Source organism: Phaeobacter sp. JH20_34 (assembly GCF_048056095.1).
In the GTDB taxonomy this organism is placed as follows: Bacteria; Pseudomonadota; Alphaproteobacteria; order Rhodobacterales; family Rhodobacteraceae; genus Phaeobacter; species Phaeobacter bryozoorum.
Map to the genome: position 1 here is coordinate 920,882 of NZ_JAYMWT010000004.1, position 24,986 is coordinate 945,867.

Here is a 24,986-nt window from a genome sequence, read left to right on the forward strand (position 1 = left end):
TTAAGTTAAAACTGCGTTAAGAATGCAGCGTATGGCTTGCATATAGCGTGGTCAATCGTCGCCCAAACGGACCATCACGGCAACATAGAAACCGTCGGTTCCATTGTGGACCTGCCAGCCGTGATCCTGTTGCAACTGCCAGCCCGGGTTCTCGGCCAGAAACCGATCCACCTGCGCGCGGTTTTCCACATCCAGCATCGAGCAGGTTGCATAGGCCAGCACACCGCCAGCGCCGACCAACTGGCTGGCATCGCTGAGGATCTGCGCCTGGATCCCGCAGAGCTCATCCAGTTTCTCCTGCGTGAGCCGCCACTTGCCCTCGGGCGCACGCCGCCATGAGCCGGAGCCGGAACAGGGCGCGTCGCAGAGCACCAGATCAAAGGGCGCGCGGGCTTCCACGTCACCGGGCGCGAGCAACGTGATGGCGGCTCCGGCACGCGCAGCACGGGTCGGGAGATCCTTCATCCGCTGAGGCGCGATGTCATGGGCAAAGACATCCAGACTGGCCCGGGCCGCCATGGCCAGGCTCTTGCCGCCGCCGCCTGCGCAGAAATCAAGGACGCGCAGGCCATCCGCCAGCGGCAGTGCTTCGATCACCGCCTGGCTTGCGGCGTCCTGCAACTCGACCAATCCGTTTGTGTAGGCATCGCTGTTGCGCAGCTTGCGAGCGCCTTCGGTCACACAGAGGGCCGTGGCCGCCGCCGGATGTGGTTCAGCAAGGATGCCCTCTTCCGCCAGCCGCGCAATCGCTGCGGCCTGATCAGGATGGCTGCGCTTGACGCGCAGATGCACCGGGGCCCGCTCCTGCAATGCGCGTGCCGCAGTCTCGGCGGCGCTGCCAAGGCTGGCTTCAAATGCAGGCCAGAGCCAGTCGGGCATGTTCAGCTCTTCAGCCTGCCCCATCTGCGGCGCGGTCTGCAACAGCGCCTGTTCGGCGGCGTCCAGCGGCGCCGGTGCGTGGCCCACGCCGGTGAAGATATCGGCCGGATCAACCTCTTCTGCGCGCAGAGCCCCCAGCATCAGCTGTCGACCGGTCGCATTGCCGTCAGAGACGGGTGCAGCACCACCGCCACCACCAAGGGCTGCATAGGACCGCAGGCTGCGCAGCGCGTCAAAAACATGATCCCGCACCGCTGCCCGGTCCTTGGACCCCGCAAACCGGCTCCGCCGCGCCCAGGCCGTCAGTTCTTTCTCGGCAGGCTGTCCCGTCAGGATCTGATCAAGGATCTCAATCGCGGCCTGACGGCGGGCAGCCGGGGTCATACCCCGGCCTCTGGGTGATGGCGGTTGGTCATGGCGACGATGGTCATCGGGGGATCTCCCTGGCTGGCTCAGCCAATACGGTAGTTCGGGCTTTCGCGGGTGATCTGCACGTCATGAACGTGGCTTTCCTTCAGACCAGCGCCGGTGATGCGAACAAATTCGCAGTTCTTGCGCATCTCGTCGACCGTGGCACAGCCGGTGTAGCCCATGGCGGCCCGCAACCCGCCAACCAGCTGATGGATCACCGCGCCGGCCGAGCCTTTATAGGCCACCTGCCCTTCGATGCCCTCCGGCACCAGCTTGTCGCTGGCCGCATCCTTCTGGAAGTAGCGATCCGCAGACCCCCGCGCCATTGCGCCAAGCGAACCCATCCCGCGATAGGATTTGAACGAGCGCCCCTGATACAGGATCACCTCACCGGGGGACTCATCCGTGCCCGCAATCATCGAACCGACCATCGCGCAGGACGCCCCTGCCGCGATCGCCTTGGCAAAATCGCCGGAGAATTTGATGCCACCGTCGGCAATGATCGGAATATCACCGGCAGCGCCTGCGCAATCCATGATCGCGGTCAGCTGCGGCACCCCGACACCCGCCACCATACGTGTGGTGCAGATGGAGCCGGGACCAATGCCGACCTTCACGGCATCCGCACCAGCATCAATCAGCGCCTTGGTTGCGGCGGCTGTGGCGACGTTGCCTGCCACGACCTGCACCTTGGAGGACAGCGCCTTGATCCGCTTCACCGCGTCGATGACGCCTGCCGAATGGCCATGGGCCGTATCCACAACGACGATATCAACACCTGCATCAATCAGCGCCTCGGAACGGGCAAAGCCGCTGTCGCCGACCGAGCTGGCCGCCGCCACACGCAGGCGCCCCAGATCATCCTTGCAGGCGGTGGGGTTCAAAACCGCCTGTTCAGTATCCTTGAGTGTCAGCAGACCTGTCAGCTTGCCAGCCTTATCGGTGACCAGCAACTTTTCGATGCGACGCGCCTTCATCATCGACTTGGCCTCTTCCAGCTCGGCCGGCTCATGCAGCAGCGCGAGATTGTCAGAAGTCATCATCACCGAAACCGGCGTATTGTCGTCAGTGGCAAAGCGCATATCGCGGTTGGTCACGATGCCAACCACACGGCCGTCATTGTCCACAACCGGGAAACCGGTGACGCGGTAGCGCTCCTGCAGAGCCTTGGCATCCGCCAGGGTCTGATCGGCGGTCAGGGTGATCGGGTTGTAGACGATGCCGCTCTCGAAGCGTTTCACGCGGCGCACCTGGCGGGCCTGCTCTTCGAGGTCGAGATTCTTGTGAATGACACCCATGCCGCCGGCCTGCGCCATGGCGATGGCCATACGCGACTCCGTCACCGTATCCATGGCAGAGCTGAGCAGCGGTATGTTAAGGGAGATGCCACCGGTCACCCGCGTGCGGGTATCCGCAGTGCTCGGCAGAACGCTGGACGCAGCCGGTACCAGAAGAACATCGTCGAATGTGAGAGCCTCACGAATCTGCATTTGTCATCCCCATGCAAAACCCCGTTTGGCGATGACCCTATGGCACAGAAGCCGAAGGGGGAAAAGAGGCCGAACCGGAAAATCGGAAGAATTGCGCGGGTTTCTCTTGCCGGTGACGAACGGCCCTTGGCGTGGCTCTACGCCCCGCCTGCGCATCCGCACACCCGTCGCCCGGCTGATCTGTATCAAGGCAGGCCCGCCACCAATCCGCCACCAAGGGCGCGCGGACAGAGCAAACAGGAGACCCCGATGATTTACCCGCTATCCGGCATTGTTGTTCTTGACCTCACCCATGTTCTGGCAGGTCCCTATGCCTCGATGACGCTCAAGGATCTCGGCGCAAGGGTCATCAAGGTGGAGCGACCGGGCCTGGGTGATGATACCCGTGCATTCCCGCCCTTCAAGGACGGCGAAAGCGCCTATTTTGCCACCATCAACCATGGCAAGGAAAGCATCGCGCTGGACCTGCGCGCCGAGGAAGATCGCGGTATCTTCGATCAGCTGCTGAACGAGGCCGATGTGATCCTCGAGAACTTTCGCCCCGGCGTGATGGAGCGGCTGGGCTACGGCTGGGAGGCGTTGCACACCCGGTTTCCCAAGCTGGTTTATGGCGCCGTCTCGGGCTTTGGTCATAGCGGGCCGGACCGGCTGCGCCCGGCCTATGACATGGTGGTGCAGGCGCGCGGAGGGGTGATGTCGATCACCGGCGAGCGCGACCGCGAACCGGTTCGCGTCGGCGCCTCCATCGGGGATATCGCGGCTGGCATGTTTCTCTGTCAGGGGGTTCTGGCCGCGCTTTATGCGGTGCGCGGCGGCGCGCCGGGGCAGAAAGTGGATATCTCGATGCTCGACAGCCAGCTTGCGCTGCTGGAACATGCAGTGGCGATCACCTCCGTAACGGGTCAGCCGCCGCGTCCTTCGGGCGCCCGCCATCCGTCGATCACCCCGTTTGAGACCTTTCACGCCAGCGACGGTTTGTTCGTGATTGCTGCCGGGAATGACGCGCTCTTTGCCACCCTCTGCACCGCGCTGGAACTGCCGCTGGCCGATGATCCGCGCTTTGCCGACAATCAGTCGCGCTGTGAAAATGCCCGTCTCCTCAAACGGTTGATCGAGGCGGTCACGCTGGATCAGCCGGCGAGCCACTGGATCGACCTGCTTCAGCGCGCAGGTGTGCCCACCGGCCCGATCCAATCGGTGGCCGAGGTGATGCAGGACCCGCAGATCCTGGCGCGCAATATGCTGGTGGATGTCTGCGACAAGGACGGCACACCGAGGTTCAAGGCCGCAGGCAATCCGGTCAAACTCTCCGAGCTGCCCGATGCAACGACCCGCAGGCCCGCTCCGAAACTGGACGAAGACCGGGCAGACATCCTGCGCTGGCTGGCTGCGACTACGGGCGAGTCTCCGGCACCGACCCATTAGATCGCCGTGACGCCGCCAAAGGGGCGCCAGTTTTGAGCAAATGCGCTCAGAAATGACGCCCGGAGACCGCAAAATGACGCGCTCCGCCTTCCCTCGCGCAAAAAACGCCATATGCTCCGCCCAAACCGCGCAAGCAAGATAGGTACAGGCATGGCAAACGATCCCGTCACCGAGATCCCGACCGAGACCGCAACTGATCCCGCGTCCCATCCGCTGGTGGTCTTCACCCCCTCGGGCAAACGGGGCCGGTTTCCGGTTGGCACCCCGGTTCTCACCGCGGCCAGACAGCTCGGCGTCGATCTGGATTCGGTCTGTGGCGGCCGAGGCATCTGCTCGAAATGCCAGATCACGCCCTCTTATGGTGAGTTCTCCAAACATGGAGTCACCGTCGCCGATGATGCGCTGACCGAGTGGAACAAGGTCGAACAGCGCTACAAGGACAAACGCGGGCTGATCGACGGGCGGCGGCTGGGCTGTCAGGCACAGGTGCAGGGCGATGTGGTGATCGACGTGCCACCTGAAAGCCAGGTCCACCGCCAGGTCGTGCGCAAACGCGCAGAGGCCCGCGAAATCACAATGAACCCCTCCACCCGGCTCTATTATGTCGAGGTGGAAGAACCCGACATGCACAAGCCCACCGGCGATATGGAGCGGCTGATCGAGGCGCTGGACAGCCAGTGGAACCTGAAGGGGGTCAAAACCGACCTGCATATCCTGAGCGTGTTGCAGCCTGCCCTGCGCAAGGGCGGCTGGAAAGTCACCGTGGCCGTGCATCTGGGCGATGCGAACCACCCGCCCAAGATCATGCACATCTGGCCCGGCTTCTACGAAGGCTCGATCTACGGCCTTGCTGTTGACCTCGGTTCCACCACCATCGCTGCGCATCTGTGTGATTTGCAGACCGGCGAGGTCGTGGCCTCCTCCGGCATCATGAACCCGCAGATCCGCTTTGGCGAAGACCTGATGAGCCGGGTCTCCTATTCGATGATGAACAAAGGCGGCGATCAGGAAATGACCCGCGCCGTGCGCGAGGGCATGAATGCGCTGTTCACCCAGATCGCGACCGAAGCGAGCATTGACAAGGCGCTGATCGTCGATGCGGTCTTTGTCTGTAACCCGGTGATGCACCACCTGTTCCTTGGCATTGATCCGTTCGAGCTGGGCCAAGCGCCCTTTGCCCTGGCGACCTCCAATTCGCTGGCTCTGCGCGCAAGCGAGCTGGAGCTGAACATCCACCCCGCTGCCCGTGTCTACCTGCTGCCGTGCATCGCTGGCCATGTCGGCGCCGATGCCGCCGCGGTGGCGCTGTCGGAAGCCCCTGACAAATCCGAGGATCTGGTGCTGGTGGTCGATGTGGGCACCAACGCCGAGATCCTACTGGGCAACAAGGAAAAGGTTCTGGCCTGCTCCTCCCCCACCGGGCCCGCATTCGAGGGCGCGCAGATTTCGAGCGGCCAGCGCGCCGCGCCCGGTGCGATCGAACGTGTCGAGATTGATCCCGTCACCAAGGAGCCGCGGTTTCGCATCATCGGCTCTGAGCTCTGGTCCAATGAGGACGGTTTCGCCACGGCTGTCGCCACGACCGGGATCACCGGCATCTGTGGCTCCGGCATCATCGAGGCCATTGCCGAGATGCGACTTGCGGGCATTCTGGATGCCTCCGGTCTGATCGGATCTGCCGAACAGACCGGCAGCACGCGCTGCATTCAGGACGGGCGCACCAATGCCTATCTCCTGTGGGATGGCTCGGCCGACGGCGGCCCGACCATCACCGTGACCAACCCGGATATCCGCGCCATCCAGATGGCAAAGGCCGCGCTCTACTCTGGCGCGCGACTGCTGATGGACAAATTCGGGATAGACAAGGTGGACCGGGTTGTCCTTGCCGGTGCCTTTGGCGCGCATATCTCGGCAAAACATGCGATGGTTCTGGGCATGATCCCGGATTGCCCGCTCGACAAGGTTACCTCGGCCGGCAATGCGGCAGGCACCGGCGCACGGATCGCACTCCTCAACACCGCTGCCCGCGCCGAGATCGAGGCCACCGTGCAGCAGATCGAGAAGGTCGAAACCGCTGTGGAACCACGCTTTCAGGAGCATTTCGTGAATGCCTCCGCAATCCCCAATTCCATGGAGCCATTCCCGATCCTCAACAGCATCGTCACCCTGCCGGATGTCAACTTCAACAGTGGCGGCGGTGACAGTGGTGACGACGGCGGACGCCGTCGCCGCCGGCGCCGTGGCTAGCGTCTGTTGACGGTTCAAATTTGCTGGTTGGAGGGCGGTTGTGCGCTTGACCCTCCCCGGCGAAACCGGTAATCAGCCCTTATTGGCGCGGGTATGGTGAAAAGGTATCACGGCAGCTTCCCAAGCTTTAGTTACGAGTTCGATTCTCGTTACCCGCTCCAAAATCTCCCAGATCAGCACACTACGCCAAGCCATTGATATTTCGCTGGATTTTGCGGCGCGTGATTGGCGTTTCCCACATAGTTACGCCGCAAGTCGACTTGCGACCTGCCGCCATTCCTTCTACCGACAGGGCCATGGATCTGATTTTTCACACCCCGCTCAGCCCCGAAGCGCAACGCCATCACGGGCTGGAGACGCCGCAGCCGCTTGCCATGGCGGATCGGGTGCGGTTCTCTGAATTGGACATTCTGCACCACGTCAATAACAAGGCCTATCTGAGCTGGTTCGAAACCCTGCGCGTGGCCTATTATGATCGGTTTTTTGCGCCCCATTTCACGGGCATGCCCACGCCACGCAATGTATTGCGCAACGCCAATGTCCATTATGTCAAAGAGATGGTGCTGGATGAGAGCTATATCGCCACCGCCCGTGTGGTGTCGTTCCGGCGCACTTCATATGTCATGGAACAACAGATCTGGTCAGGCGATCTGCGTGCCAAGATGACAGGAGTCATGGTGCTGCGCTCGCCAAATGGACGCGCAGGCTATCCGCTCCCCGACAGTTTGCGCGCCGCCCTGATGGAGCAGGACGGCGCAGTCGCAGAGGCCTGAGCCATCAGCAGAAGGTCACATCACTTAAGGCGCCCAATGCACTGTCATTTCTGACAAAACCGCCTGAATCGGCGCCTCTTCGGGCGGCAGAGATTTCGCCCGTTCCAATGCCTCACGCTTGGCATCGCCATAAATCACCAGATGTTTGGCAATCGCAGCGTCCAATACACGCGCCGACAGGCTGACACGCGGTTCGGGCTGGCTGTCGGGCCGCATCACCGCCAAAATCGGCGCATCCGCAGCCAGAGCCTCGGCCAGCCCGGAGACGCCGGGAAACAGCGAAGCTGTATGCATGTCCTCGCCCATACCAAGCAGCACCACCGACAGCGGCAGATCCGGCTGGATCTGGCTTTCGACTTCGGCCAGCACCTCCTCGGGCGCGCGCGCGGGCACATGGAACGGCAGAAACGTCGCCGCAGCGGCGCGGTTGACCAACAGCCGTTCACGGATCATCCGCGCATTGGAACGCGCGCTGTCAGACGGCACCCAGCGTTCATCTGTCGCCATGAGGCGCACCCGCGCCCAGTCAATATCGGCAGCGCAGAGGTCGTCAAAAATCGGCGCAGGCGTGGTGCCGCCCGCAACGGCAAAAGACGCGCTGTCATGATGCAGCAGATGGGTTTTCAGGTCACCGGCCAGTTGATTGGCCACATCAATGGCCAGCATGTCTCGATCAGCATATTCGATAATATTCATGGGTTGATCCCCCGCCATTCCCGTTGATCGCGCCGCATCAGAAGATCCGCATCCCCCGGCCCGGTGCTACCGCTATCATAGGGTTTTGGCACATCTCCGCGCGATGTCCAGCCCGCAATGATGGGATCGGTCCAGGCCCAGGCCGCTTCGACCTCGTCGCCGCGCATGAACAACGTCTGATTGCCCCGGATCACATCGGTGATCAACCGCTCGTAAGCATCCGGCGCGCCGTCGATATCGGCCCCCAGCGCCTGGGCAAAGCTCATATCCAGCGGCACGTCGATCAACCGCATACCGCCCGGCCCCGGCTCCTTGATGGTCACCTTGAGGGTGATGCCCTCATCCGGTTGCAGGCGAATGGTCAGCAGATTGGCATGGCGCCCGGCATCAGCACCAAAGATCGAATGTGGAGCATCCTTGAAAAACACATTGATCACCGAGGATCGCGCCACCAGCCGCTTGCCGGTACGCAGATAGAACGGCGTGCCCGCCCATCGCCAATTGCTGATATGCGCTTTCAGCGCCACATAGCTTTCGGTGGTCGAGCGCGGATCACCGGCGGTTTCGCGATAGGAAAGATCCGCGCCCGGCTCCGCCCCCTCAACAGAGGTATATTGGCCGCGCACGATATGGTGAGGTTCCACCGGTTCCAGCGCCCTGATCACCTTCAGCTTTTCGTCACGTACTGCGTCGGGATCAAACTTCGCCGGAGGCTCCATCGCAATCAGGCAGAGCAACTGCATCAGATGGTTCTGCATCATGTCACGCATCGCGCCGGATTTGTCGTAATACGACTCCCTGCCGCTTATGCCCACCGATTCAGCCACTGTGATTTGAATATGATCAACATACTGGCTATTCCACAGAGGCTCAAAAAGCATATTGCCGAACCGGATCGCCATCAGGTTCTGCACTGTCTCTTTGCCCAGGTAGTGATCAATCCGGTAGATCTGGCTTTCATCGAAATGGCTGGCGAGCGTACGATTCAGCGCCTTGGCCGAGGCAAGATCATGCCCGAACGGCTTTTCCACCACGATTCGGGTGTGATCATCGGCCAGTTCATGGGCCCAGATCTGTTCGGCCAGCGGTGCAAATAGAGTTGGCCCGACGGAAAAGTAGAACACCCGCACACGGTCCGTCGTCGGCCGGCCCAATTGCTGCGCCAGCGCGCGCCAGCCTGCTGTCTCCGTGGCATCAATGGCAAGATAGTCCAGCCGCGCCAGAAACCGCTCAAGCTCAGCGGCGCGCATCGCCAGATCTGTGGCGCCGCTCTCATCCTGCAAGGCGCGGCGGACCAGATCGCGATACCCGTCACTGCCAAGGTCGCCCCGCGCCGCGCCCAGAATACGGGCATCCTGTGGCAGCTGGCCCGCGCAATGGCGCCGGAACAAGGCGGGCAGAATCTTGCGCTGAGCCAGATCGCCGGTACCGCCAAATATGACCAGATCGAAGGCCTGAACCGGAATAACACGAGAAACCATGATGCGCCTTCTCTCACCCCTGAGATTCCACGCCGCGGCGAGATGCGCCTCAAGCACATGCACGCGGCCGCAAACCGTCACCGAAGCGGGCGCCAACCAGCTGGGCCCACCTGTTTTCGGTTCTATTCGGCGCCAGTATAAGCAGTTGCCAGTGAAAGAAAACAGCTCTCCGGCACGCCGAAGTGACAGCAGCACAGCTGGAAAGCGGCCGCAGGTAAGATGGCTCAGCTCTGCTCAGCCCCCAGCGTCGTTACCGGGGACCGCGCAATGGGGCGCTGTCAGTGGATCTGCAACACGCCTTTGACGTGGCGCCACTCTCCGGGGCTGATCATCTTGCGATGGGTAAATCGGACAGAATGAAGCGGGCCGTCGATCTCACGGTGCCAGAATTCAATGAATTTGAACAATCGCGGATGGTCCGGTGCAAGATCATAATCCTGCCAGATAAAGGTGTTCAGGACATGGGTGTGATCCGGCATATGATAGGTCATCTCTGCCGTGGTCAGACCGTAACCCTTCAGCATCAGTTCGGTTTCGCTTTCCTTCATTTCAGGTCTCCCTTACGGATCCCCCCATTCCACACTAGCACGCAATGGGTTAATTCTGAACGAATACAGTTCCTTGCCCAAAAACATCGGTCATTGACCGGGTGAAAACCCCTGCTTGCTTGCGCCTTATATGCCCTGTCTGTTAAGGTGCTGACACAATATATAGACCCAATAATAACAACGGGCAGCCAACGTGAACGATACGCCGGAAACTCCTGAAAACATGGACGAAAACAAACCCGCAAGGCCCAAATACGACGGCCCGACGGTGTCCATCGAATCCGAGATGCGCACATCGTATCTCGATTATGCGATGTCGGTTATTGTCAGCCGCGCCATTCCCGACCTGCGCGATGGTCTGAAACCGGTTCATCGCCGGATCCTCTACGCCATGCATGAGGTCGGAAACTCGCATGACAAACCCTATCGCAAATCGGCGCGTCCGGTTGGTGATGTCATGGGTAAATACCACCCCCATGGTGACTCCGCGATCTATGACGCGCTGGTGCGAATGGCGCAGGATTTCTCCATGTCGCTGCCGCTTCTGGACGGTCAGGGCAACTTCGGCTCGATGGACGGCGATAACCCGGCGGCCATGCGTTACACCGAGGTGCGGATGGACAAACCCGCAGCCTCGCTGCTGGCGGACATCGAAAAAGAGACCGTCGATTTTCAGGACAACTACGATGGCAAGGACCGTGAACCCACGGTACTGCCCGCGCGTTTCCCGAATATGCTGGTCAATGGCGCTGGCGGTATTGCCGTCGGCATGGCCACGAATATCCCTCCTCACAACCTCGGCGAGGTAATCGACGCCACGCTTGCGCTGATCGAGGATCCCGATCTGACCAGCGAGCAGCTGATCGATTATATCCCCGGCCCCGACTTTCCGACCGGCGCGCTGATGCTGGGTCGCTCCGGTGCCCGCAAGGCCTATCTTGAGGGGCGCGGCAGCGTCATTATCCGCGCGAAGACGCGGGTCGAGGAGATCCGCAAGGACCGCTATGCCATTGTCGTGGATGAGATTCCCTATCAGGTGAACAAGGCCGCGATGATCGAGAAAATCGCCGAGCAGGTTCGCGAGAAGAAGATCGAGGGCGTCGCCCACGTGCAGGACGAATCCGACCGCAACGGCGTGCGTGTGGTCGTGGAACTGAAGCGCGATGCCACCGCCGAGGTGGTGCTGAACCAGCTCTACCGGTTCACGCCGATGCAGACGCATTTCGGCTGCAACATGCTGGCGCTGAACGGTGGGCGTCCCGAGCAGCTGACGCTGCGCCGGTTCCTGACCTCCTTCCTTGATTTCCGCGAAGATGTGATTGCCCGGCGCACCGCCTATGATCTGCGCAAAGCGCGTGAACGCAGCCATATTCTGTGCGGCTTGGCGGTTGCTGTCTCCAATGTGGATGAGGTGGTTGCGACCATCCGCGCCTCTGCGGATGCAGCCGAGGCGCGGCACAAGCTGATGACCCGGCGCTGGCCGGCCGCAGATATTGCGCCCTATATCCGTCTGATCGACGACCCGACCCATACGATGAATGACGATGGCACCTATAACCTCTCCGAGGTTCAGGCCCGCGCCATTCTGGAACTGCGGCTGCAGCGTCTGACCCAGATCGGCGTCAAGGAAGTCACCGACGAGCTGGAACAACTGGCGGGTAAGATCAAGGAATACCTTGAAATTCTCTCCTCGCGTGAGCGGATCCTTGGCATCATCTCCGACGAGCTGCGCGAAGTGCGTGACAATTTCGCGGTTCCCCGTCGCACCGAGATCGTCGACTGGTCCGGTGATATGGACGACGAAGATCTGATCGAACGCGAAGACATGGTCGTGACGATCACCAGTGGCGGCTATATCAAGCGGACCCCGCTTGCCGATTTCCGCGCGCAGAAGCGCGGCGGCAAGGGTCTGTCAGGGATGCAGACAAAGGAAGAGGATGTTGTCACCAACCTTTTTGTCGCCAATACCCACACGCAGCTGTTGTTCTTCACCACTGATGGCATGGTCTACAAGCTGAAGACCTGGCGTCTGCCACAGGGCGGCCGTACCTCAAAAGGCAAGGCAATCGTCAATATCCTGCCGATCCCCACCGGGGTGTCCATCGCGGCGATCATGCCCGTCGATGTGCCGGATGACGAATGGGAAAACCTGCAGGTGGTCTTTGCCACCAGCGGCGGTGATGTGCGCCGCAACCGGCTGTCGGATTTCACCAATGTACGCCGCAACGGCAAGATTGCGATGAAGCTGCCCGAGGATGGTTCGGTCAAGCTGGTCAATGCCCGGATCTGCTCCGAAGATGATGACGTGATGCTGTTCACCGACTCCGGTCGTGCGATCCGCTTCCGCACCACTGGCGTGCGGGTCTTCAACTCACGTGAATCGACCGGTGTCCGCGGCATCCGCCTGACCGGTGATGACCATGTGGTGTCGATGTCGGTAATCCGCCATTTCGAAGCCTCGCCCGAGGAACGCGCCGCCTATCTCAAGATGCGCCGCGCGGTGGCAGGTCTGACCGATGATGGCGAAGGTGACGAGGAAGAGGCCGTCGCAGGCGCCATCAGCCAGGAGCGCTATGCCGAGATGTCGGCCTCCGAGAACCTGATCCTGACCATTACCTCCGGCGGCTCGGGCAAGCTCAGCTCCAGCCATGATTACCCGGTACGTGGCCGCGGTGGCATGGGTGTCACCGCAATGGACAAGGCGATGCGCGGCGGTGCCATTGTTGCCTCCTTCCCGGTTGAGATGGATGACCAGATCATGCTTGCCACCTCCAAGGGGCAATCGATCCGGGTGCCGGTTGATGGCATTTCCTTCCGGTCGCGCTCCGCCGGTGGCGTGCGGGTGTTCAACACTGCCAAGGGCGAAGAGGTTGTCTCGGTTGCCTGGATTGCCGAGCAATCCGACGATGACGACGATCTGCCAGACGCGGATACCGCCGCCAGCTCAGAGGCCTGATCCCGCCCGGGATCATCTGCCAAAACTTCAAAACGCCACCCTCGGGTGGCGTTTTCGTTAATCAAAACCTAAGCAGTGTCTGTCATTCTTCCTCCCACAAACACCATCGCGAAGGGAGGCACCATGAACCTCTATCACTGCTCGATCGACCTGCATCATGAGGCCAAGGCGCTTGCCTTTGCCAACGCCGTGGACCAATGGATGTCTTATCTGCGCGAGCGTGAGGTGATCCAAGGCTGGCGCCTGCTGCGCCGCAAGCTGAACCTCGCCAGCGACAAGCACCGGGATTTCCTGCTGGAAATCGAATTCGCCAATATGACCCAACTGGATCAGGCGTTTCGGGTGCTGGGCGAATTGGACGAGCATGTCGAGCGGCTCTACGCAAATGTGAATGCGCTGATCGCCTCGGCTGATTTCGGGCTTTATCGCCCCTTCCCCGATCCCGAACGTGCCGAGCGGATGGCGCTGATCTGACTGGCAGGACTCCGGCCGGAACAGACAAATAAGCCCCCGCCAGTTTCCGGCGAGGGCTTTGAATTACTGCTCAGGATCTTGAACCAATGCGCGCTTACAGCCCGTAGAGCGCGCCGAACTTCTGTTCCAGATAGGACAGCAACGGCTCCGGGCTGGGCGCCATGCCCGCAGCATGAGTGATCGTCTCGACCGGGCTGCGCAACCCGCCATGGGTCTGCAGATTATCCCGCAGCCAGCTGGTTGCCGCCACGGTATCACCCGTCGCCAGCTGCGCGTCCAGATCCGGCACTGCCTGACGCAGCGCGTCATAAAGACAACCGGCATAGACATTGCCCAGCGAATAGGTCGGGAAATATCCAAACAGCCCCACCGACCAATGCACGTCCTGCAGGCAGCCATTGGATGGCTTATCAACGGCGTAGCCAAAATCAGCGGCAAAACGGTCGTTCCAGGCTGCCTCCAGATCCTTAGCCTGCAAATCGCCGGACATCAGCGCCCGTTCCAGATCAAACCGCATCATCACATGCAGGTTATATTGCAGCTCATCCGCCTCGGTGCGGATATAGCCGTTATGCACCGCATTCACGGCCGCATAGAAGGCATCAGCATCCGCAATGCCGAAATCACCAAACTGCAGCACCATCTGATCGAACAGCCAGCCGGTGAAGGCACGGCTGCGGCCCAGCTGGTTCTCGTAGATCCGGCTCTGGCTTTCGTGCACCCCCATCGACACGCCACGCCCCAGCGGCGTGAACAGATAGGCATGGTCAATGTTCTGTTCATAGGCGGCATGGCCCACTTCATGGATGGTCGAGTAGAAGCAGTTGAACGGATCCTCATCGCTGGTGCGGGTGGTGACGCGCACATCAAGCCCGCTGCCGGAACAGAAGGGATGCACCGCCTTGTCGACCCGGCCGTGGCTCATCTGATAGCCGAAGGTCTCGGCCAGCGTGGTGGTCAGGGCCATCTGTTTATCGGCATCGAAATGACCGCTGACGCCTTTGGGCGTGGGGCGGTCCAGCACGCGGGCGCGCAGCTCCACCAGACGCGGGCGCATGGCATCAAACAGCGTCGCAATTTCCGCCCCTGTGGTGCCGTGTTCATAATCCGCAACCATCGCGTCATAAACATCGCCCCCGGCGGCGAGTGCCTGCCCCTCTTCGCGCTTCAGGGCAACCACCTCTTCCAGCACGGGCAGGAAGGCTGCGACATCCTCGGCAGCACGGGCAGCCGCCCATTTGCCCTGCGCCTCGGAGGTAACGCGGGCGATACGTTTGGCGAGATCTCCGGGCACTTTCACGGCGCGCTCGTAGCTGCGGCGGATCTCGCGCAGCTGGGCGGCACCGATCTCATCGGGCGCCTCGGCCTGCTCCAGCCAGTCAGCGACCTGCGGATCAGAGCGGCGGGCGTGCAGCACAGCCTCGATGGCGGCCATTTCCTCGCCCCGCTGAGGCGCGGCACCGCGCGGCATCATCGTCTCCTGATCCCAACCCAAACGGCCGGCAATCTGGCCAAGCGCCTGGGTGTCACGCTCATAGGCCATCAAATCGTCAAATGCGCTCATTCTCAGTGATCCTTAATCGAAGTTGCAATCGGATAGCCCGACAGATACCGCGCCCTGAGGATCAGGACCCAGAGGCAAACAGCCATCAGCTGATGCAGGATCGCAACCTGCCAGGGTGCGGCATAGAGCACGGTGACAATACCCAGAACCATTTGCAACAGCAGCGCCGCAAAGACCGCGTTAAAGGCAAAGCGCGTCCGCGGATGGGCGCTGCCCCTACCCCGCAGCCAGACAACAACGCCAAAGGCCAACAGGAGATATCCGCTGACGCGGTGAATGAACTGCACAAGGCCGGGGTTTTCAAAGAAATTGGTCCAGAGTGGCTCCAGCATGAAGGGCTGCGGCGGCAGGATCTGCCCCCCCATCAGCGGCCAGTCGGTGTAGGACCGGCCCGCATCAATACCGGCAACCAGCGCGCCCAGAAGGATCTGCAAGAAGCTGAAATGCAATAGCCCGGTCGACAGGCCGAACAGCTTGGTCTCCTTGGCGCGACGCGCCTGCATCAGATCGCGATCCTCACGCCCCAGCAGGAACATATACCAGGAAATGAACCCCAGAATGACAAAGGCGAGCCCCAGATGCGTCGCCAGCCGGTAAGAGGCAACCGAGGTCATGCCTTCACCCTGCGTGACACCCGATTCCACCATCCACCAGCCGATCGCGCCCTGCACGCCGCCCAGAACACCCAGTAGCGCCAGACGTCCGGTCCAGCCGACCGGGATCTGCCGCGCCAGCGCAAAACCTAGGAACCCCAGCGCCCAGACCAGACCAATAACGCGGCCCAGTTGGCGATGGCCCCATTCCCACCAGTAGATTTCCTTGAAGTCGGCCAGCTGCATCCATTGGTTGGCAATGCGCCACTGGTCGATTTCCTTGTATTTGTCGAACTCCGCCTGCCAGTCTGCCTCGGTCATGGGGGGGATCGCGCCGGTGATCGGCCGCCATTCGGTGATCGACAGACCGCTGTCGGTCAGGCGCGTCAGCCCGCCCACCACGATCATTGCCACCACCAGCGCAAAGAGCACCGCAAGCCACGCGCGGATTGCCCCCCTTGCGCCACGGCGGGCACGGTCGATGCCGCCCGGTTGCGCCTGCGGGCGCTCCTGCGGCTCATTGCCGGACACCTCTTCGAAAATGCTGCGCTTGCTCATGCTTGCCTCTTCCAATTTCCCGTCAAGCTAGGCCGCAGACGCGACCCCGTCCAGTGGGCGACTATGGCGCAAATCGGCCCGAAGTCGCGTCTCAGTCGCGTTTTTCTTTCCAGCGGACCATCTGTCGCATGATCCCGTGCAGCATCTGCACATCGGCGCGGGTCAGCGGCATCCGGCTGAACAGGTTGCGAAACACCGTCTTCATGCTTGGGGCCTTGTCCGGCGGAAAAAAGAAACCAGCCTCGTCCAGCCGTTCCTCATAGTGATTGACCAGCGCATCAACATCGCCATGAGTGGCCCAATCCGATTTGCCAAGGTCGGTGACAACCGGCATCACTTCAGTCACCTGCCTGCGCCATTCATAAGCGGTGAGCAGGACGCATTGACCAAGGTTGAGCGAGGCGAAATCCGGGTTCACCGGAACCGATATGATGGCATTGGCTCGGGCGATGTCCTCATTCTCAAGGCCCGCCCGTTCGGGTCCGAACATCACGGCCACCCGTTCGCCAGCTGCAATTTTTTCCGCAGCCAGCTTCATCGCCGCCTCGGGGCTGTAGACCGGTTTGGTCAGCTCACGCGGGCGCGCCGTCGTCGCAAATACAAAATCGCAATCCGCGATGGCGCCTGCCAGATCTTCGGCCAGCTGCGCCTCATCCAAGAGCCGCCCAGCACCAGAAGCCATGGCCACCGCCTTGGGGTTCGGCCAGCCATCGCGCGGGGCCACGATGCGCATCCGGTCCAGCCCGAAGTTCCACATCGCCCGGGCGGCGGCGCCGATATTCTCGCCCATCTGCGGGCGCACGAGGACAAAAGCGGGTTGAGGGGTGTCGCTGGGCATCCGTTTCTCCAAAAAATCTGCTCCGCTCTAATCGGCGCGGCCCTGATGGGCAAGGCTCGGTCGCGGGACTTCTGTGCAAACGCTGCTATATTCCCGCATAATGAGCGTAGCATCACACGGAAATATCCCACCCGGGATGTCCCAAATCCTTGCGTCCAGTGGCAGATGCGCTAAACACCGACAACCACTGAACAGGAGCCCTCCCGATGGACAGCCCCGCTGACGCCCCCGAAACGCCTCAGATCTATCTGACGACACCTCCCAGTTTTGAGCTTGGCCGGTTTCCCGACCAGCTGGCGCGGGTGCTGGATGAAGTGGAGATCGCCTGCGTCCGGCTGGAGCTGGCCAGCCGCGATGAGGATACGCTGAGCCGTGCCGGCGATGCGCTGCGCGCTGTCGCCCATGCCCGCGATGTGGCGATTGTGATCACCGATCATCAGATCCTCGCCGAGCGTCTCGGCCTTGACGGCGTGCATCTCTCCGATTCAGCCCGCCCGGTGCGCGCCGCGCGCAAGGCGCTTGGCGCCGATGCCATTGTCGGCAGTTTCTGCGGTGCCTCACGCCACGACGGGCTGACCGCCGCCGAAGCCGGCGCTGATTACGTCAGCTTTGGCCCGATTGGAACCTCCGGGCTTGGCGATGGCAATCAGGCGCAGAAAGATCTGTTTGAATGGTGGTCGCAGATGATCGAAGTGCCCGTGGTCGCCGAAGGCGGGCTGACCGTTGATCTGGTCCGTGATCTGGCACCCTATACTGATTTCTTCGGTATCGGCGATGAGATCTGGCGCGAGGAAGATCCTCTGGCGAGTCTGCGGCAGCTGATGGCCGCAATGGAAGGCTGAGACCGCCCATTTTGTCTGGCCAAGGCCACATATCAGAAACGAAGCTGACCGGCGCCACCGCCGGTCAGAGGAACAGACGCTCCACGCACCAGTATCCGCCGATCAGCGCGATGGTGAAACTGGCGGGGATGGCAACCCGGCCGCGGTATTTCGGATGCCGCCAGAACCAGAACCCCAGCAGCCCATAGGCCGCGCCGACAACGGTCAGCTGCCCCAGTTCAACGCCAACATTGAACCCCAGGAGTGCCGGCAGAAACTGCGCCTCAGGCAGGCCGAATTCGCCCAGCACCGAGGCAAATCCCAAGCCGTGCAACAGGCCAAAGCCAAAGATCACCAGAGTGCGCCAGCTGTGCAGCTTGCGGGCAAAGATATTCTCAACCGCGACAAACACGATGGATCCTGCGATCAGCGGCTCAACTATGGCCGGGTTGATCTGCACCAGCCCCAATGCCCCGAGCGCCAGCGTGATTGTATGCGCTACGGTAAAGGCACTGATCTGCCATATCAGCGGCCGCAGCCGGGTGCTGAAGAAGAACAACCCCAGTACAAACAGAATATGATCCAGCCCCTTTGGCAGGATATGCGTATACCCGACCGGCACATAGTCGACGAAGGCCTCGCTTGGCGTCTTGGCCAGCCCGCCGGACAGCGGAATGGTTGGCGTGGTCTCGCCACCTTGCAGATAGCCGGTATAAGGACCTTCCACACCGTTCTGACGCAACACCACACCGCCTGATCCCTTGGGCCAGCCGATCTTCAGCCCGCGTGCACCGGTGGGAACCTCGCCCGACAGCTGCAGGATACTGCTGCGCGGCAGGCTGACGTCACCCGGCTCCGGGATCTCGATCCCGACCACCTCCAGTGCGATATCGCCACCCGCCTCGATCCGCAGCGCCTGCAGCCAGTCTTCGGCAAAGACCTGAACCATCGGTTTCAGCTCATCCGGACCAAGCCCGCGCAGGTCGTCATAGTCCCGCGCCTGATCAACGGTATCCGTATCGTCCACGCCATCAAGATCGATGCCTGCGACAAATGCCTCGGCGTTCAGACGCAGGTCCATCTTCAGCCGCCCGTCGGCAATTTCAAAATCCGCAATCGTCGGCGTGACTTCATGCGCAAAACCACTAGAGTAGGAGAGGCTCCAGAAGAGCCAGACCAGCAACAGACGGCTCAGCTGGGGGAGCCTGCGACCGGCGTGGCTGCGACGTCGCACCGGAGCCTCCATCGACGCCGCGCGTTGCCCGTCTCTGTCATCCTGCGTCCCAGCCAGAGGTCCCATCTGCGCCATGCGTTCTGTCCACCCTGTTGTTCTTATTCTGCTCACGCTCGCCACCAATATCATCGGCGGCCGCGCCCTTGCCCATGAGTTTTGGATTGCGCCAGAAAAATATCAAGTGAAATTAGGCGCCTCGGTGCAGGCAGATCTGCGGAATGGGCAGTTCTTCAGCGGGTCGCGCCTGGCGTATTTCGACCGCAATATCGCCCGCTTCGAGGTCTGGGATCAGCTCGGTGCCCATCCCTACGCTGGCCGGATGGGAGATATGCCGGCATTACAGCTCGAGCCACCGGCCGAGGGGCTGCTGGTGGTGGTCCACGAAACCACGCCGGACACGCTGACCTACAAGACCTGGGAGGAGTTCGCAAAATTTGCGGCCCATAAGGATTTCGCCGATATCAAGTCCCGCCATGCCGCGCGCAACCTGCCGGATGCGGGCTTTGCAGAGCGCTATACCCGCCACGCCAAATCGCTGGTTGCGGTGGGCAACGGCGCTGGGGCGGATCGCGCAACCGGTCTGTTGACCGAGTTCGTGGCGCGGGCCAACCCCTACACCGACAATCTCACCGCTGGCCTGCCGGTTGAGCTTCTGTTCGAGGGGGCCGCGCGCCCCGACGCCCAGATCGAAGTGTTCGAGCGCAGCCCAGATGGCAATGTCGCTGTCACATTGACCCGCAGCGATTCCCAAGGGCGGGCGACGATCCCCGTCAAATCCGGTCACTTCTACCTGCTCGACGCCGTGGTGCTGCGCAGTCTGGACGCCGAGGCGGGTGCGTCCGATGATGGCGCTACCAAAAGAGGCCCCATACCGGTCTGGCAAACCCATTGGGCGGCGTTGACTTTCGCGGTTCCCTAGATCGGTTGCGCCTTGCGGGTGCGGGAAAAACGCGGCAATACGGGATTTATGACACAGGTTCCGCACTCTCCCGCTTCACCTAGATCTGAGGCTCCGGCCGCCTTGGGCGACGGCACCGCCGCAGATCAGCCTGACATCCTCTGCATTGGCTCCGTCCTCTGGGACATTATCGGCCGCTGCACGGCTGAAATGCAGCGCGGATCCGATATGCCCGGACGTATCAGCCGCCTGCCCGGCGGTGTTGCGATGAATATCGCCATGACACTGGCCCGCTTTGGTCTGCGTCCGGCCCTGCTCAGCGCAATCGGGCGCGACCCGGAGGGTGACGAGCTGGTCCATGCCTGTGCCCATCTCGGCCTTATCACCGATCATCTCTACCGCTCGGAAGATCTGCCCACCGACCGCTATATGGCCGTCGAAGGTGCCAACGGTCTGATTGCCGCGATTGCCGATGCCCATTCGCTTGAAGCCGCAGGTGCCAAGATCTTGCGACCGCTTAGCGATGGTACTCTTGGCAGTGCGGAAACGCCCTATACCGGTCCCGTCGCGCTTGATGGCAATCTGACGCTGTCGCTGCTGGACGACATCACTGCCGACCCGATCTTTGCCAAGGCGGATCTGCGCGTCGCGCCCGCCTCTCCGGGTAAGGCCGAACGCCTGCGCCCCTTTCTGCTGCGCAGCTGTGGCACGCTCTATGTGAACCTCGAAGAGGCCGGTCTGCTCTGTCAGGACGACTTCACCGACAGCGCCACCGCTGCCCGCGCCATGCTGGATCGCGGCGCAGCGCGGGTACTGGTCACCGATGGTGGCAGCACCGCCACCGAAGCCGACCACAATGGCCTGATCACCCAGGCGCCACCGCGCGTGACCGTGGCGCGCGTCACCGGCGCCGGTGACACTTTCATGGCCGCTCATATCGCGGCCGAGGCCCGCGGCGAAGACCGCGAAACCTCCCTTGCGTCGGCATTGAAAGCCGCTGCCACCTATGTTTCAGGAGAACCACCCCTTTGATCAATATGACATTTTCCGCCGAGGTCGCCGCCGCCCGCGACTCCGGCCAGGCCATCGTTGCGCTTGAAAGCACCATCATCACCCATGGCATGCCCTATCCGCAGAACGTCGAAGTCGCCGCTCAGGTCGAAGACGACATTCGCGCCGCAGGCGCGGTGCCTGCCACCATGGCCGTGATCGAGGGCGTGCTGCACATCGGCCTTGAACCCGATCAGCTGCAGGCGCTTGGCCAGGCAAAGAACGTCGCCAAGATCTCGCGCGCGGATATGCCGGCCTGTATCGCCACAGGCGGCACCGGGGCAACAACCGTCGCAGCCACCATGATTGCCGCACGGCTGGCCGGGATCAGCGTCTTTGCCACCGGTGGCATCGGCGGTGTCCACAAAGGCGCCGAGACCAGCTTTGACATTTCCGCCGACCTTATGGAGCTGGCCCAGACCCCGGTAACCGTGGTCGCCGCAGGCGCCAAGGCGATCCTCGACATCCCGAAGACGCTCGAGGTGCTGGAAACCCAAGGCGTGCCGGTCATCGCCTATGGTCAGGACAGCTTCCCTGCGTTCTGGTCCGCAACCTCGGATCTGGCCGCCCCCCTGCGCATGGACAGCGCCGCAGAGATCGCCCGTGCCCATGCCACCCGTCAGGCGATGGAGCTGCCCGGTGGCCAGCTGATCGCGAACCCGATCCCGGCAGCAGACCAGATCGCAGCCGAGGATCTGGCCCCGGTTCTGGCCCAGGCCCAGTCCGAAGCGGACGCGGAAGGCATCAGCGGCAAGGATGTAACCCCCTTCCTGCTGCAGCGTATTTTTGAGCTGACCGAGGGCCGCTCGCTCACGGCCAATATTGCCCTGGTGCGCAACAATGCCCGTCTCGCAGCGGAAATCGCCAAGGAATTGGTCAACTTGAAGCAATAAAAGGTCTTTCTGCGCAGCTGCCCATTGCGGTTGCGCAGTTCCCTGCCTAGCTTCCTTACGTTCCTCTTTGGTGAAACGCACAGATGACCACGCCCTTCGACGACGAAACCACCCCCCGCCGCCCCGGCCTTTTTGCCCGGCTGCGGTCGTCCTTCTTTACCGGCATCGTGGTCATTGCCCCGGTTGGCTTGACCATCTGGCTGCTATGGACCGTGATGGGCTGGATCGACGGGGTTGTGCTGCCGCTGGTGCCGCATACCGTGCGGCCAGAACAGTATATCGGGATCAACCTGCGCGGCGTCGGGCTGATTATCTTCCTGCTGTTCACCATTGTGGTTGGCTGGATCGCCAAGGGAATCATAGGCCGTTCGCTCATCGGCTTTGCCGAGAGCCTGGTGGATCGCATGCCGGTGGTGCGCTCGATCTACTCCGGGATCAAGCAGATCTCGGAAACCGTGTTTGCCCAGACCGAGCGCAGTTTTGATACCGCCTGCCTGATCCAGTATCCCCGCCGCGGCATCTGGGCGATCGGCTTTGTCTCCACCACGGCCAAGGGCGAGGTGGCCGACCGCGCTGAAACCGGCGGCAACCTTCTGTCGATCTTCGTGCCGACAACGCCGAACCCGACCTCCGGCTTTCTGCTGTTCTTCCCCGAAGAAGACGTCATCATGCTGGATATGAGCGTGGAAGAAGCTGCGAAACTGGTGATTTCCGCCGGGCTTGTCTATCCGAGCGCCAAGGATCCGACCAAACCTGTCGACCCCAGCGCAGATTAAGCCTCCGCTTAAGCCCCGGCCGTTTCCTTGACGGGCGGCCGCATTTAGCCAAACATCTCGGCTAGATCCACTGTCGATGTGACGCCGATGGCGGCGCAATCCTGTTCCAGAAAGCGCTCCGCTGCGGCCCGGCCTGCCGCCTTCAGCTTTGCCAGGATCTGCGGGATCGGGATCAGCTTGGTATTGACCGATAGCTGCCGCATCAGATCATCATCAGCGATCATATGCACCAGCACCCGCTTCATCTGTCCCGGCTCCAGATGCCCGTCGGCCAACAGCCGCTGAACAAAGGAGATCGCCCGCAACTCACGCAGCAGCGAGGAATTGAAGCTGATTTCATTCACCCGGTTCTGTATCTGCTGCGGCGTCCGCGGCAGCTCATCGCGCTCCAGCGGGTTGATGCTGACAATCACCACATCCGACGGCAGCTCAGGCCGATACAGCGGAAACAGCGCCGGATTGCCGGTAAAGCCGCCGTCCCAATATGGTTCCAGACGCCCGGTCTTGGGGTCCTCTATCTCGATCGCCTGAAACAGGTTGGGCAGGCAGGCCGAGGCAAGAATGGCATCGGTTGTGACCTCGTCACCGGAAAAAACCCGCACCTTTCCGCTGCGCACCGAAGTGGCGCAGATAAACAGCTGCGGCCCCTGATCCGCGCAGACCTCGGCAAAATTGAATGCCTCCACGACAGGCGTCAACGGATTGCGATAAAACGGCCCATAGCTGTAAGGCGACAGGATCTGCCCCATCGCCTCACGCGGGGAAAACGGCGCGATCCAGTCCAGCGCTCCGAGCAAAGGCGCCGCATCAAGCCCCGCCAGCCAATGGGCAAAGCGCAGATCGCCGACCGCTCCCATCCGCTGCCAAAGCTGATCGAGACACGCGCGCGCACCGGCAGGACCGCCATGCACCAGCCCGGATTTCAACGCAGCCCCGTTGAGCGCTCCGGCAGAGGTGCCGGTGATGGCAGCGATCTCCAGCTCGTCGCTTTCAAGCAGCCGGTCCAGCACCCCCCAGGTGAACGCCCCATGGGCGCCACCGCCCTGAAGGGCCAGGTTGATCCGCTTCGTCATCTCTGCCTCCTGATCGGCGCGTCCCCGCCGCAGAGCCATGCCCGCTGCGTGTCACCTTTCTCAAAATACTCCGGGGGTGAATTGCCCTGAACAGGGGCAAGAGGGGGCGGGCCCCCTTCCCGGTTTCCGCGCGGCCTACAGCGCGGTCCAGCCACCATCGACGCTGAGCGTGGTGCCTGTCATCTGGGCTGCCGCATCAGAGCAGAGGAACACTGCCGTGCCACCAAGCTGCTCCACGGTCGCAAACTCGCGTGAGGGCTGCCGTTCCAGCATCACCTTCCTGATGACCTCTTCGCGTCCCATATTGTACTTTTCCATGGTGTCCGGGATCTGCGCCTCGACCAGCGGGGTCAGCACGTAACCGGGGCAGATTGCATTGGCGGTGATCGGCTCTTCTGCGGTTTCCAGGGCCAATGTCTTCGTCAGCCCGACAACGCCGTGCTTGGCTGCGACATAGGCGGATTTGTAGGGCGACGCCGTCAGCCCATGCGCCGAGGCGATATTGATCACCCGGCCCCACCCCGCAGCGCGCATCATCGGCAGCGCTGCCGCCGCCGTGTGGAACGCCGATGACAGGTTGATCGCCAGGATGGCATTCCATTTGTCGATCGGGAAGTCCTCAACAGGTGCGACATGCTGGATGCCCGCATTGTTGATCAGAATGTCGCAGCGCCCAGCCGTGGTGATCAATGCCCGGCAGGCCTCTGCATCGGACATATCGGCCTGAATGTAGCGCGCCTTCACGCCGAATTCTTCGGCGATCCCAGCTGCCAGCGCATGGTCCTCATCGCGGTCGGTAAAGGAATTCAGCACCACATCCGCCCCGGCCCGCGCCATTTCCCGCGCGACCCCAAGCCCGATGCCGGAATTCGACCCGGTAATCACCGCGCATTTGCCCGTCAATGTCATCTTGCTCTTCCCTTCCTGTGCAAAACCTGATTGGTGCGACTGTGACATGCTGCACCTGCAAAGGGAACGGCAATCCCGGCCGGAAAGTTGCGAGAAACCGCGGCAAAACGGTCCAGATGCTGGCCCATGCAACAACCGCGTGCAAGAGATGTGTGCCGAAAGGGCACCGCCACCGGGGCCGACCATCGTCCGGCAAGCCCGTCAAATATATCGCGAAGCACCGCACAAAAAAACGCCCGCACGAAGCGGGCGTTAAGTTATTGAGGCAGGTTTCATACAGGCAAGAAACCTATCGAGCAGTGAGACCTTTATAAGCAATTTCCCCCGCTCATCCAAGCTAAAAGTTTGAATTGACGCGGCAGCGCCGTTAGCGTTGGTGTTCATGAAAATAAGGCCAGA

The 24,986-nt window shown here is 61.7% G+C and carries 21 protein-coding genes and 1 tRNA gene; 11 read left to right on the forward strand and 11 right to left on the reverse strand.

Annotation, left to right across the window (positions count from 1 at the left end):
- Positions 1-51 precede the first annotated feature (51 nt).
- Entirely contained in the window at positions 52-1,263 is a 1,212-nt protein-coding gene (locus VWZ81_RS05965; protein ID WP_416542303.1) for an RsmB/NOP family class I SAM-dependent RNA methyltransferase, read from the reverse strand.
- A 68-nt stretch (positions 1,264-1,331) separates the two neighbouring features.
- Positions 1,332-2,780, reverse strand: coding sequence for an IMP dehydrogenase (gene guaB / locus VWZ81_RS05970; protein WP_340545531.1), 1,449 nt, complete (start codon positions 2,778-2,780; stop codon positions 1,332-1,334).
- A 249-nt stretch (positions 2,781-3,029) separates the two neighbouring features.
- Here guaB and VWZ81_RS05975 point away from each other — a divergent pair, with 249 nt between their 5' ends.
- The 4 genes from VWZ81_RS05975 (at position 3,030) to VWZ81_RS05990 (ending at position 7,225) form a co-directional block, all read left to right on the forward strand.
- Entirely contained in the window at positions 3,030-4,205 is a 1,176-nt protein-coding gene (locus VWZ81_RS05975; RefSeq protein WP_416542304.1) for a CaiB/BaiF CoA transferase family protein, read from the forward strand.
- Between the two features lie 150 nt (positions 4,206-4,355).
- Positions 4,356-6,452 (forward strand): ASKHA domain-containing protein, encoded by a 2,097-nt coding sequence (locus VWZ81_RS05980; RefSeq protein ID WP_340545529.1) that lies wholly within the window; start codon positions 4,356-4,358, stop codon positions 6,450-6,452.
- An 87-nt stretch (positions 6,453-6,539) separates the two neighbouring features.
- Positions 6,540-6,613, forward strand: a tRNA-Gly gene (locus VWZ81_RS05985).
- 135 nt (positions 6,614-6,748) lie between these two features.
- Positions 6,749-7,225: an acyl-CoA thioesterase gene (locus VWZ81_RS05990; protein WP_416542305.1), complete on the forward strand. Its 477-nt coding sequence runs from the start codon at positions 6,749-6,751 to the stop codon at positions 7,223-7,225.
- A 24-nt stretch (positions 7,226-7,249) separates the two neighbouring features.
- On the opposite strand, the gene pgl is transcribed toward VWZ81_RS05990, so the two are convergent.
- From pgl to VWZ81_RS06005, 3 genes are all read right to left on the reverse strand, one after another.
- The gene (gene pgl, locus VWZ81_RS05995) at positions 7,250-7,921 is read right to left on the reverse strand and encodes a 6-phosphogluconolactonase (protein WP_416535957.1); all 672 of its coding nucleotides are present in this window, start codon (positions 7,919-7,921) and stop codon (positions 7,250-7,252) included.
- Positions 7,918-9,402, reverse strand: coding sequence for a glucose-6-phosphate dehydrogenase (zwf, locus tag VWZ81_RS06000; RefSeq protein WP_416542306.1), 1,485 nt, complete (start codon positions 9,400-9,402; stop codon positions 7,918-7,920). The genes pgl and zwf overlap by 4 nt, the downstream gene beginning before the upstream one ends.
- Before the next feature lie 278 nt (positions 9,403-9,680).
- Complete coding sequence (locus tag VWZ81_RS06005; protein ID WP_340545525.1) at positions 9,681-9,950, reverse strand: usg protein; 270 nt, start codon at positions 9,948-9,950, stop codon at positions 9,681-9,683.
- Positions 9,951-10,173: 223 nt separating this feature from the next.
- Here VWZ81_RS06005 and gyrA point away from each other — a divergent pair, with 223 nt between their 5' ends.
- Positions 10,174-12,906 carry a DNA gyrase subunit A gene (gyrA, locus tag VWZ81_RS06010; protein ID WP_416542457.1) on the forward strand — a complete coding sequence of 911 codons (2,733 nt, stop codon included), beginning with the start codon at positions 10,174-10,176 and terminating at the stop codon, positions 12,904-12,906.
- A gap of 123 nt (positions 12,907-13,029) precedes the next feature.
- On the forward strand, positions 13,030-13,380 hold the full coding sequence (locus VWZ81_RS06015; protein WP_340545524.1) for a DUF6614 family protein: 351 nt from the start codon (positions 13,030-13,032) through the stop codon (positions 13,378-13,380).
- Between the two features lie 94 nt (positions 13,381-13,474).
- Here VWZ81_RS06015 and VWZ81_RS06020 read toward each other — a convergent pair whose 3' ends face one another.
- The 3 genes from VWZ81_RS06020 to VWZ81_RS06030 all read right to left on the reverse strand — a co-directional run bounded on the left by VWZ81_RS06020 (position 13,475) and on the right by VWZ81_RS06030 (position 16,933).
- Positions 13,475-14,944 carry a carboxypeptidase M32 gene (locus tag VWZ81_RS06020; RefSeq protein WP_416542307.1) on the reverse strand — a complete coding sequence of 490 codons (1,470 nt, stop codon included), beginning with the start codon at positions 14,942-14,944 and terminating at the stop codon, positions 13,475-13,477.
- A gap of 2 nt (positions 14,945-14,946) precedes the next feature.
- A complete protein-coding gene (ctaA, locus tag VWZ81_RS06025; protein WP_416542308.1) occupies positions 14,947-16,095 on the reverse strand; it encodes a heme A synthase in 1,149 nt (382 codons plus the stop codon).
- 91 nt (positions 16,096-16,186) lie between these two features.
- On the reverse strand, positions 16,187-16,933 hold the full coding sequence (locus VWZ81_RS06030) for an RNA methyltransferase (RefSeq protein WP_340545521.1): 747 nt from the start codon (positions 16,931-16,933) through the stop codon (positions 16,187-16,189).
- Positions 16,934-17,139: 206 nt separating this feature from the next.
- Here VWZ81_RS06030 and VWZ81_RS06035 point away from each other — a divergent pair, with 206 nt between their 5' ends.
- A complete protein-coding gene (locus VWZ81_RS06035; protein WP_340545520.1) occupies positions 17,140-17,775 on the forward strand; it encodes a thiamine phosphate synthase in 636 nt (211 codons plus the stop codon).
- A 64-nt stretch (positions 17,776-17,839) separates the two neighbouring features.
- Here the strand turns inward: VWZ81_RS06035 and VWZ81_RS06040 are convergent, their stop codons facing one another.
- A complete protein-coding gene (locus VWZ81_RS06040; protein WP_416542309.1) occupies positions 17,840-19,063 on the reverse strand; it encodes a HupE/UreJ family protein in 1,224 nt (407 codons plus the stop codon).
- Between VWZ81_RS06040 and VWZ81_RS06045 the strand changes: the two genes are divergently transcribed.
- The 4 genes from VWZ81_RS06045 to VWZ81_RS06060 all read left to right on the forward strand — a co-directional run bounded on the left by VWZ81_RS06045 (position 19,062) and on the right by VWZ81_RS06060 (position 22,605).
- Positions 19,062-19,907 carry a DUF4198 domain-containing protein gene (locus VWZ81_RS06045; RefSeq protein WP_416542310.1) on the forward strand — a complete coding sequence of 282 codons (846 nt, stop codon included), beginning with the start codon at positions 19,062-19,064 and terminating at the stop codon, positions 19,905-19,907. The genes VWZ81_RS06040 and VWZ81_RS06045 overlap by 2 nt on opposite strands.
- Positions 19,908-19,955: 48 nt before the next feature.
- A complete protein-coding gene (locus VWZ81_RS06050) occupies positions 19,956-20,918 on the forward strand; it encodes a PfkB family carbohydrate kinase (protein WP_340545517.1) in 963 nt (320 codons plus the stop codon).
- Complete coding sequence (locus tag VWZ81_RS06055; RefSeq protein WP_416542311.1) at positions 20,915-21,829, forward strand: pseudouridine-5'-phosphate glycosidase; 915 nt, start codon at positions 20,915-20,917, stop codon at positions 21,827-21,829. The genes VWZ81_RS06050 and VWZ81_RS06055 overlap by 4 nt, the downstream gene beginning before the upstream one ends.
- 83 nt (positions 21,830-21,912) lie before the next feature.
- Entirely contained in the window at positions 21,913-22,605 is a 693-nt protein-coding gene (locus VWZ81_RS06060) for a DUF502 domain-containing protein (protein ID WP_416542312.1), read from the forward strand.
- Positions 22,606-22,649: 44 nt separating this feature from the next.
- On the opposite strand, the gene VWZ81_RS06065 is transcribed toward VWZ81_RS06060, so the two are convergent.
- On the reverse strand, positions 22,650-23,678 hold the full coding sequence (locus VWZ81_RS06065; RefSeq protein ID WP_416542313.1) for a patatin-like phospholipase family protein: 1,029 nt from the start codon (positions 23,676-23,678) through the stop codon (positions 22,650-22,652).
- Positions 23,679-23,813: 135 nt separating this feature from the next.
- Positions 23,814-24,587: a 3-hydroxybutyrate dehydrogenase gene (locus VWZ81_RS06070; RefSeq protein ID WP_416542314.1), complete on the reverse strand. Its 774-nt coding sequence runs from the start codon at positions 24,585-24,587 to the stop codon at positions 23,814-23,816.
- Positions 24,588-24,986: the final 399 nt, after the last annotated feature.